7 protein-coding genes are annotated in these 10,052 nt (G+C 46.1%); 5 read left to right on the forward strand and 2 right to left on the reverse strand.

Going from position 1 to position 10,052, the window contains the following annotated elements; all coding sequences use genetic code 11:
- The first annotated feature begins 136 nt into the window (after positions 1-136).
- Positions 137-940: a creatininase family protein gene (locus QUA90_RS08990; protein ID WP_333445032.1), complete on the forward strand. Its 804-nt coding sequence runs from the start codon at positions 137-139 to the stop codon at positions 938-940.
- 81 nt (positions 941-1,021) lie between these two features.
- On the forward strand, positions 1,022-1,777 hold the full coding sequence (locus QUA90_RS08995) for a DUF561 domain-containing protein (protein WP_333330136.1): 756 nt from the start codon (positions 1,022-1,024) through the stop codon (positions 1,775-1,777).
- 289 nt (positions 1,778-2,066) lie between these two features.
- Here QUA90_RS08995 and QUA90_RS09000 read toward each other — a convergent pair whose 3' ends face one another.
- On the reverse strand, positions 2,067-2,744 hold the full coding sequence (locus QUA90_RS09000) for a calcium-binding protein (protein ID WP_333383955.1): 678 nt from the start codon (positions 2,742-2,744) through the stop codon (positions 2,067-2,069).
- An 80-nt stretch (positions 2,745-2,824) separates the two neighbouring features.
- Between QUA90_RS09000 and QUA90_RS09005 the strand changes: the two genes are divergently transcribed.
- From QUA90_RS09005 to dprA, 3 genes are all read left to right on the forward strand, one after another.
- On the forward strand, positions 2,825-3,472 hold the full coding sequence (locus QUA90_RS09005; RefSeq protein ID WP_333055172.1) for a DUF2301 domain-containing membrane protein: 648 nt from the start codon (positions 2,825-2,827) through the stop codon (positions 3,470-3,472).
- 127 nt (positions 3,473-3,599) lie between these two features.
- Positions 3,600-4,253 carry a YdcF family protein gene (locus QUA90_RS09010; protein WP_333330148.1) on the forward strand — a complete coding sequence of 218 codons (654 nt, stop codon included), beginning with the start codon at positions 3,600-3,602 and terminating at the stop codon, positions 4,251-4,253.
- 263 nt (positions 4,254-4,516) lie between these two features.
- Positions 4,517-5,668, forward strand: coding sequence for a DNA-processing protein DprA (gene dprA, locus QUA90_RS09015; protein ID WP_333084297.1), 1,152 nt, complete (start codon positions 4,517-4,519; stop codon positions 5,666-5,668).
- Between the two features lie 198 nt (positions 5,669-5,866).
- Here the strand turns inward: dprA and QUA90_RS09020 are convergent.
- On the reverse strand, positions 5,867-10,052 hold a 4,186-nt coding region (locus QUA90_RS09020; RefSeq protein ID WP_333445034.1), incomplete at its 5' end, for an FG-GAP-like repeat-containing protein.

Raw genomic sequence — 10,052 nt, forward strand, 5'->3', positions numbered from 1 at the left:
CCTCTTAAAGCATCTGCTATAAATTATAGCATCTACGGAGAGACAGCATCATTTCTCTATTAGCTATCTAGGGAATTTATTTTTAGTTTTCAGGTTAATTGATTGCCTTGCTTACTTTTACTATTGTCGCCACAATATGCACAATTTTATTCCACAATCGCGCTTTTTTCCCTATCTAACTTGGACAGAAATTCAGTCTATGCTGGATAAGGAAAACACGGTGATAATTCAGCCGCTAGGTGCGATCGAACAACACGGCCCCCATTTGCCTTTAATTGTAGATGCGGCAATTAGCGCGGCGGTGACAGGCAAAGCGCTGGCAAAGTTAGAGGCAAATATTCCCGCGTATGCTTTGCCACCTTTGTACTATGGCAAGTCGAACGAACACTGCCATTTTCCCGGTACAATTATGCTCAGTGCTCAGACTGTTTTAGCAGTAATCAGTGAAATTGCGGACAGTATTTATCAAGCTGGATTTAGAAAATTAGTGTTAATGAATGGTCACGGCGGACAGCCACAGGTAATGGAAATTGCGGCGCGGGATATTCATCAGAAATATCAGGATTTTTCTGTTTTTCCGCTGTTTGTTTGGGGCGTTCCGAATGTGGCTGCTGAATTATTAACTGCGAAGGAATTGGAGTTCGGAATTCACGCGGGCGATGCAGAAACGAGTTTGATGTTGTCAATTTTGCCCGAACAGGTGAAAATGGAACTGGCTGTTTGCGAGTACCCGCAGGGTTTACCAACAGACAGTTTGCTGAGTATGGAAGGGAATTTACCTTTTGCTTGGCTGACGCGAGAGTTGACTGAAAGTGGTGTGTTGGGCGATGCGACGGCGGCGACGAAAGAAAAGGGATCTCGGATTCTCGAATCTCTCTCTGACGGCTGGGTACAAGTTATCAAAGATGTTTACAAATTTCGCCAGCCGCGTAGTAATTAAAAATTAAGAATTAAAAATCAAAAATTGTTCTAATTCGTGTCAAAATGAGTCTAAGAAATTTTTTGAGTTGGAAAACTAACGATGAGTGTAAATTCTAAATTGCAGCGCGCATTTGAGCAAGGTCGCGCCCTGAAAATTATCAGCGGTTTAAATAATTTTGATGCCGCCAACGTTGCTGCTGTCGTCAAAGCAGCGGATCTCGGCGGTGCTTCCTTTGTCGATATTGCTGCCGATCGCGATTTGGTTTTGATGGCAAAACAGTTGACAAATTTGCCAATTTGTGTATCGGCTGTGGAACCGGAAAAGTTTGTGCCTGCGGTAGAAGCTGGCGCTGATTTGATTGAAATTGGTAACTTTGATGCTTTCTACGCAGTAGGCCGCCGCTTTGAAGCTGAGGAAGTTTTGCAGTTGACTCGCGAAACTCGATCGCTATTTGCGAACATCACTCTTTCTGTGACAGTTCCGCACATTTTGGCACTCGACAAACAAGTGCAGTTAGCAATTGAATTAGTCAAAGCTGGCGCTAACATCATCCAAACCGAAGGTGGCACCAGCGCCCAACCAATTCACGCCGGCACCTTGGGATTAATTGAAAAAGCAGCGCCTACTTTGGCTGCAGCCTTTGAAATTTCCCGCGCCGTATCCGTCCCCGTACTCTGCGCTTCCGGTATCTCCAGCGTCACCGCACCCCTCGCTATTGGAGCCGGTGCTGCGGGTGTTGGTGTCGGTTCTGCTGTCAGCCAACTTAATAGCGAAGTGGCGATGATTGCGGCTGTTCGCAGTTTGGTTGAAGCTTTGGCTTTGGTTTCGCGCTCGCACTTGCCAGCTTCCATTTAATTAAGAAGGAAGAAGGAAGAAGGAAGAAGGAAGAAGGAAGTTCGGCAACGGATTCGCTCGACGGATGTAACGGATGTCAGTCCGATGGAAGTCGGAAGTTCGGCAACGGATTCGCTCGACGGATGTAACGGATGTAACGGATGTCAGTCCGATGTCCGTCGGAAGAAGGAAGAGGGGAGAAGGAAGAAGGAAGATTTTTCCCATCCCCCACTCTCCCCATCGCCCACTCTCCCACTCTTCCCCTCTCCCCCTCTTCCCCTCTTCCCCTCTTCCCATCCCCCACTCTTCCTTAATAATTGATAAACCACACGGCATAATCATCTAATAACTGATTGTTGCGGGAGATTACATCAACTGATTCTAACTCTGATAAAGGCAACATAAACTTTTGGCGATCGCTGACGCGCTGCACTTCCACAAATATGCCTTCTTCCTGAAGCACCAAATCCTCCAACTGATTAATTGTGAATCTATCAGTATAAGAAGGTTGAGTTTTTTTGAGCCGTGCATATTCTTTTTTGCTGCCCGAACCCATTGTATATTCTTCTTCCCATTCAAACTCTTCTATGCCGGTAACGTGGCAGGGGAGTTGAATATTTTGCTTGATGTAATCTAGATATTTGAGTGAATTTTTTAGGTTGAAATCAATATTTTTTGACCCCAAAATTTTACTGATTTTAGTTTCAAATTGCTTGGTATTAAATGGCATATTTTTATCGAGATGCGCTAACATTTCTGGATCGAACCCCGCTCTCAATTCGGATAATTCCTCCAGCAGGCTCTGAAAGTCGTTGACCGGTTTCGGTCTTCTGCCTGCTACAATGGTTTCATCAAGCTGAACTGGAGGAAGTTCGGATTGTGAAGGAAGGGATTGGCTTTGCTTTGGGCGATCGTCCACTTTAGACTTGTTAACTTTAGACTTGTTAACTTTAGGCTGGTTAAGTTTAGGCTTGTTAAATTTAGGCATCGCTCGGTCTCGCTGGCTCGGTTTATCAATAAAGTATATCTTGGCAGAACTACATTCGTGTCTGATAGGAGGAAGCTATTATGCAACTACTGAAATCACCTGATGAATCGCCAGTCTATCAAGGACAATTCGGCGAATTTACGATTACTCAAAATGATCGCACGGGAGTATTGATTTACCGTGCCGGATTGGGGGTGGCGGCGCTGTGTTTTGCGATCGGCACTACTCTGGTGCTACAACAGGGCGACAACCCGATGGCAATCCAAGCTGTAACGCCTGTTTTTGCTTGTTTCTGGATAGCTTTAGGCGTCAGCTTGGCAACTATTCACATTTACATGATTGCGCTGCATCGAACACTACAGGCGTTTTGGGCGATCGGCGGCGCGGCAGCATTGTTTGTCGCCCTACAAAGCAGCCAACCTCTAGCTTTAGCAGTGTACGAACATCCCGCCACCTTGTGGGGAATTGGCTTTACTTTTGCCGCCTTAAATGGCATTTATTTTAAGGAAGCATTCTGCTTTAATCGCCTCGAAACTAAATTTTTGACTCCGGGAGTTCCTCTGTTAATTTTAGGACATATTTTTGGATTTTTGTCAGCCGAAAATGAACAATTTTTGCTGGCAGTTTGGGCGGCTTTGTTTATCATCTTTGCTGTACGTAAGTTTTTTCAACCGATGCCGCAGGATATTGGGGATAAAAGCGTTTTTGAGTATCTGAAACACCAATAATTTGGGAATGGGGGATTGGGAAGGGGGCATGGGGCATTGGGAAATTCTATCACTTTCCCACTATTTCCCTCTTCCCCAGTCTCGCCGAATCTGCCTCCATACCTGAAAACATCTAGATCGAGTTAAAATGAGAATTCGTCTAATCCGTCGTCGAGAAATGTGGGTAATTACCAGGGAAGGTTGGGTAATTGCAAGCACGGGATTGATAATTTTAATGCTCTTAATTCTCACAAATATCCATCCGTTTTTGGCTGTAAATGCGCCGATTAAAGCAGATATATTGGTTGTCGAAGGCTGGTTGCCGGATTATGCGATCGAAAGTGCGATCGCCGAATTCAAAAAAGGCGAATACCGCCAATTAATTACCACAGGAGTTCCTTTAAGTAAAGGCTTCTATCTTGCTGAATATAAAAATTATGCCGAACTAACTGCCGCGACTTTTATTGCGCTAGGATTTGATACAAACCAAGTAGTAGCAGTACCAGCAGCGAGTGTTGTCAAACACCGCACTGCTGCTTCGGCGATCGCACTTCGCGATTGGCTGGCTGCTTCTGCCATAAAAGTTGAATCAATTAATCTTTATTCCTTTGGCCCTCACGCCCGCAGAAGTTGGATTGTTTTCAAAGAAGTCCTGAATCCTGACATTAAAGTCGGGATTATAGCTGCTGAATCGCAAGATTACAACCCACAAGAATGGTGGAAATCGAGCGAAGGTTTTCGGACTGTGATCGGAGAAATTATTGCTTATATTTACGCCCGTTTCGTTGATTGGAAAACCTAGCCAGTAATTGTCAACTTCCCTCTTAATTCTCTTCGCGTTATTAGCGCCTTCGCGGTTCGTAAAAAAATATATAACAGTTTTAAATCTGTGGAAATACAGGACACGGCAGTGCCATTTCTTTACCCGGACATCTGTGAAAATACAGGACACGGCAGTGCCATTTCCCTACCCAAGGAATACAGGACAGGGCCGTGCCGTTTCCCTACTATATTCATTCCACCGAAGATGATAAAATTATTCTCAGATAAGTTGAGGGTAACTCGTTGCTAGAAGAACGCGCTTACTGGTTGGCATGGTCGCAAATTAACGGTATCGGACCGATTTTGTTGCAGAGATTGCACCAAAATTTCAAGAGTTTGGCAGAAGCTTGGATGGCAAAACCAGTAGATTTAATGCGAATCGAAGGGTTCGGCAAGCAGATAATTGAAACCATTGTGCAAGAACGCACTAAACTCAATCCCCAAGAATTTATCGAAAAACATCTTATAAAAAATCCCTGTTTTTGGACGCCCGCCGATCCAGATTATCCCCGCTTATTATTGGAAATTCCCAATCCGCCACCAGTGTTGTATTATCGCGGTTTAGTTGATGTAAAAGAGAATCAAGGAATTACACCGACAGTGGCAATGGTTGGTACTCGCAGCCCTTCGGAATACGGCAGAAGGTGGACTCGCAAAATTAGTACGGCTTTGGCTAGAAGCGGTTTTACTGTGGTTTCGGGATTGGCGGCTGGTATTGATACAGAGGCTCATACAGGCTGTTTGGAGGCGGGAGGAAGGACTTTCGCAGTAGTGGGGACGGGAGTAGATATTGTATATCCTAAACAAAATGAGAGGTTGTGCGATCGCATTTTGCAGCAGGGATTGGTAATTAGTGAATATCCGGCGGGGACTCAACCGAATAGAACTAATTTTCCGCGCCGAAATCGCATAATTGCTGGCTTAAGTCGCGCTACAATCGTGATAGAAGCTCCGCATAAATCTGGGGCTTTAATTACTGCTTATCAAGCAAATGATTTTTGCCGGGATGTGTATGTTTTGACGGCAAGATTGGATGATGAGCGTTCTTTTGGTTGTTTGGAGTTGCTGAGTAAAGGTGCTCATCCGATTCTGCCGAGTAGCGATCGACTGTTAAGCGAAGACAGGTTGCTGGAAATGCTCGGAGCTATGCCAAAATTGGATAGAGCCGAGCAGTTGTCGCTATTTCCCCCAAATCCGACGGTTGAGAAGCAAGGGCCGCCGTTGGAGCCGGAATTGGCTAAGGTGTTAAGTGCGATCGAATCTGGGCCGATTTCTTTTGATACAATTGTGGAAGCAGCGGGATTAGAAACGGGAAGAGTTTCTAGTATACTTTTGCAGTTGGAATTGTTGGGATTAGTTTCGCAGTTACCAGGAATGCGATATCAGCGGTGCTGATTTGTAAGTAATACGGTTTAGGGCATTGGTGTCAACTTAAGTCTAAAACCCTCTTTATCTCTCGTTTACCGCCGAGGCCAGATCCCCCTAAATCCCCCTTAATAAGGGGGACTTTGAATACTCTTGTCCCCCCTTATTAAGGGGGGCTAGGGGGGATCGAGCGAACTATTAGAACAATTGCTTGACCCGAAATCGCTCTTAAATCAATCCGAAATTGACCGCACTAATACTGCTAGCAGAAACACCATTGAGAGAAGCTAAAATCTCCCCTGTTTGTGCCAACCGGATTAATGTTGCACCGCTATCTTGAGCAATCGCCAATTGCGAGAAACTCAACCCGTTACCCAATACTAACAAATCTTTACCGACTTCAAAATCAGTAATCGTATCAGTACCGGAATTGGTAGAGAGTAAGAACTTATCTACTCCCCTTCCTCCTATCAAACTATCAATTCCTAAACCGCCCGTGAGCAAATCATCTCCCTTACCTCCGTAGAGAATATCATTACCATCATCGCCATTCAAAATGTCAGCACCGCGATTGCCAAATAAAACATCATCACCGCTACTTCCCAGGATTGTATCGCTACCTTTGCCACCGAAAACCGAGTCATTTCCAATGCCGCCATCAAGGGAATCATTGCCCCTCATCCCCATCAACACATTATTCGCGCTGTCGCCAGTCAGGATATCGTCGCCATTGGTACCGAGAATTGCATTCGGGGAATTGCTGCCCAAATCTGCATCACCGCTGACAACAGGAGTGGCAATCCCAACAGGCAAGATGACAGCTTCAATTCTGCTATCTAAAGCAGTACCAGTATTGTCAGCAACTACCTGGGAAATAGGTTTATTTCCTGCACCAACTGATTTGAAGTCTTGAGTTGTTGGGCCCAAGGCTACTTGTTGGAGGCGGGCAAGTGATTCAGGAATTGATGTTGCTGTTGGGTTGGAGACAGCCGCATCAATGCGTTGATTGGCTGTTGCCATTACTGTCGCGGATTGCGATGTAATTTGGCTGAGTTGTTGACTGTTGAAACTGGGGTCTATTTGCTGGATTTTAGCGGCAGTTTGCTGAATGATTGGTTCTAAGGCTGCTGGATTACTCAGGTTTAAGACTGTACCGGATTGAATTTGAGCCGTAATTGAACTGACAACAGCTTTGACAATATCGTTGTTAGCTGCACTGGAAGCACCGTCAATCAAACCGCTAGTTTGGGTGATGAAGTTTTGGACTTTCACCATTTCGGATAAGACTTGGACGCCCGCTGGTTGGTTGTTGTTGGTGGCTAAGATAGGGTCTAAGCTAGTTAGGTCAACATCGGCGGGGAGGGAAAGGCCGGCTTTGACTAAAGATTGGGCTTCTTCTGGTTCAATTCCTTTGTCGATTAAGTCGGCGACTAAGCTGGTTAAGAGGGTGACTACACTCGCATCTGGGGGTGCGGTGACTGGTGTTTCTAGGGGTAATCCGGTGGCGGTGTCAATGCCTCCTATGGCTACTAGATTGCCTTCTGATGGGTCGATTTCTCCGTTGTTGTTGGTGTCGAAAATGTCGAAGGGAATGTTGAGATTGAATTTACCGCCTGAATCGGTTGTGGTGGATGGTTCGTTGGTGTCGAGTATGCCGTTTTTGTTGGCATCGAGGAAGACAGTGGCACCGGAGATATAGCCGTCAATAACAGTACCTCCAGGCGGGTTATTGGGGTCGTTGTCCGCGATCGTCACAATAGCACGAGAGGGATCGCCTACCTTTTGGGAGTAGTCAGAATGTAAGGTAATAAAAACTTTCTCGTCGCCTTCTACCAGGTTATCGTCGTTGACCTTGACAACCATGTTGACACTGCGTTTACCGGCTGGAATGGTGACAAAGTTGCCGGACTCGTTAGATTGCAAGAAATTACCGGACTCGGAAAGCAATTGGTAATCTATACCGGGTATAGCAGTATCAGGTATGGGAGTGTAGGTTATATTATCGAGCCGATTATCCACTTTGTAATAGACATCCAGCGGCTTAGCGAGGTTGCCACCAGTACGGGTAATAGTGAATTTTCCAGGATTGGGTTCTTCGGTTGCAGGGATTGTTTCCGCCGCATTTGGATCTGTAGCAGTGATAGTGAGGGTTGGTTTGATATCGGGGGCTTTAAATTCTCCTTGGGCAAAGGGTGAACCCGCCCAAGCACTGTCGATCGCCTGTACACTCCAGTTATAAGTTTGTCCAGGGATTAAGTAATCTGGCTTGAGCAGCCAATTGTACTCCCCATAGTTTTGGTTGATCTTGGCTTGGTTGACATTCCCCAACTGCACTACTTGCCGAGTTCCGTCATCACCGGACATGGGGCCAACAATGTACTCTTTAATGGGGGGCTTATCACCACCGTTGGGATTGGGACGAGTAGTCCAAACTTGCAGGTTGTAACTTAAACCCCGATCAGGAGTTTTAGAGTCCAGAGTTTTACCGTCGATTGAGGTACTACTCTGTGCTGGCCGCCAACTTAATACAACTCCTTCTTCTGAAATAGTATGAGACTGTAAAAATTGAGGTTGAGGTGCAGAGGGTCGGGTGTTCGCATCAGGGGTGTTGCTGCGGTAGACTTTGACAAAGCTGCCACCCGGAAAAGATGAATCATCTCTTGTCGTGAGTGCAATATCGAGTCTGCCGTCTTTGTTGTAATCTCCCCAAGAACTAGGGCTGGCAACATTATTAGGCAGCCCTGAATCCGCGATCGATGTATAGCCTGACTCATTTTTGTAAACATTGGCGACACTTTTACCCGACTCATCGCTTTCTGTCAGCAGGATATCCAAATCGCCATCATTGTCGTAGTCTCCCCAAGTACCGAAACCAGCACCAGGCCTTGATGGAATCTGACCACCCCCAAACTTAGTCTCCCCATAGCTGCTGTTCACGAGCACCGTGGTAAAGCTATAGGGCGACGACCCAATCTTTCCACCTGTTAGCAAGATATCTAGTTTGCCATCGTTGTTGGAGTCTCCGAATGCACCGTAATCAATAGGGTAGCCGGGGATTTGATTTGGCAGAAGTGGGTTGCTCTCTTCGGTAAAGCCATTGCCAGTGTTTTGATACAATTTTGCGACGTAAATTGCTAAACCGTTGTTGTTTTTTAAACCGGTGTTGCCTGCCAGCAAGATATCCTGTTTGCCATCGTTGTTGTAATCTCCCCAAGCCGCATTGCCAATAACACCGGGCAAGTTTACCCCAGTCTCCTCCTCAAAGCTAGTGCCGTAGTTAAAGGGAATGCCACCGCCAAAGTCAATGCGTTCGTTACGGAACACTTTGGCGATGTAGCCTGAACTCGTATCGCCTGTGAGTACAAGATCCTTTCTGCCATCGTTGTTGTAGTCTCCCCAATCAGCAGAACCGTTGAACATACCAGGCAGCCTTGCCGCTGGAGCAAATTTAGTGGTGTCCCCGGTTGAGTTAGGGGGTCGATTGTTCTCAATCTTTGGGTTCGCCCACAGTGTTGTGGTGGGGATATAGCTCTCCGTACCAGAGGAGTTTATCTCTTTTCTTACGCCTATGAGCAAGATATCGAGATCGCCATCATTGTCGCTGTCTCCCCACGTAGCAGAAGGTTTGGCATCATGATTCTTCCCATTTTCCTGAATCACACCTCCATAAACGGGAGGCAGCCCTATATCAACTGGTTTAAAGCCTTGATCGCCTTCGTTGCTGTACACTTTCGGAATGTATTGCGATCGGGGAAAAGATTGATAATAGTTGTTTTGTAAACTACCTCCTTCCATCACCAACAGATCCAAATCGCCGTCATTGTCGTAGTCTCCCCAGGCATTAGGGCCGACAAAACCAGGTATTTTCAGATCGGCGAGTTCGTTGGTGAAAACTTTATCCAGAATTTGCAAGGTGGTAGAGCTTTGAGTGCCAATATTGGCATTATCCGCACTAGCAATCCGAAACGCGACTTCTTCTGTTCCTTCAGCTTGACTATCCGGCAAGATGTCAATTGTGAAAGTTTTAGTATTTTCACCTGGGTTAAAGGTGACTTGACCAGAGTAACTGGAGGCAAATTTCCAATCTGTTCCCAAAGTCGCTGAACCACCAGTAACAGGTTGTATGTACGCCCTGGAAATTTTGTCTAGATCCCCAGTGCGAGTGAGAGTAATTTCTGCCTGAACGACTCCTGTGGAACTTTCCTGGACTTTGTAAGTAGCTTGGGAAAAACTTACCGTGGGAGGCACACTAAGAGGCAGATCGACAGAGATCGGCATTCCCAAAGGAGTTTCATTAGATTTCGGTAATCCGATCGGGAATATGTTTGGGTTGCCTGCTACAGTGCCACCACCGCCTGGTTCTTCTACAGTGCCACCACCGCCTGGTTCTTCTACAGTGCCACCACCGCCTGGT

The organism is Microcoleus sp. D3_18_C4, assembly GCF_036702355.1.
Lineage (GTDB): Bacteria > Cyanobacteriota > Cyanobacteriia > Cyanobacteriales > Microcoleaceae > Microcoleus.

Excerpts from the sequence above, each read along its gene's own strand:
- QUA90_RS08990 (WP_333445032.1), top strand. The coding sequence starts at position 137 with ATGCACAATTTTATTCCACAATCGCGCTTTTTTCCCTATCTAACTTGG.
- QUA90_RS09005 (WP_333055172.1), top strand. The coding sequence starts at position 2,825 with ATGCAACTACTGAAATCACCTGATGAATCGCCAGTCTATCAAGGACAA.
- QUA90_RS09010 (WP_333330148.1), top strand. The coding sequence starts at position 3,600 with ATGAGAATTCGTCTAATCCGTCGTCGAGAAATGTGGGTAATTACCAGG.
- QUA90_RS08995 (WP_333330136.1), top strand. The coding sequence starts at position 1,022 with ATGAGTGTAAATTCTAAATTGCAGCGCGCATTTGAGCAAGGTCGCGCC.
- QUA90_RS09000 (WP_333383955.1), bottom strand. The coding sequence starts at position 2,744 with ATGCCTAAATTTAACAAGCCTAAACTTAACCAGCCTAAAGTTAACAAG.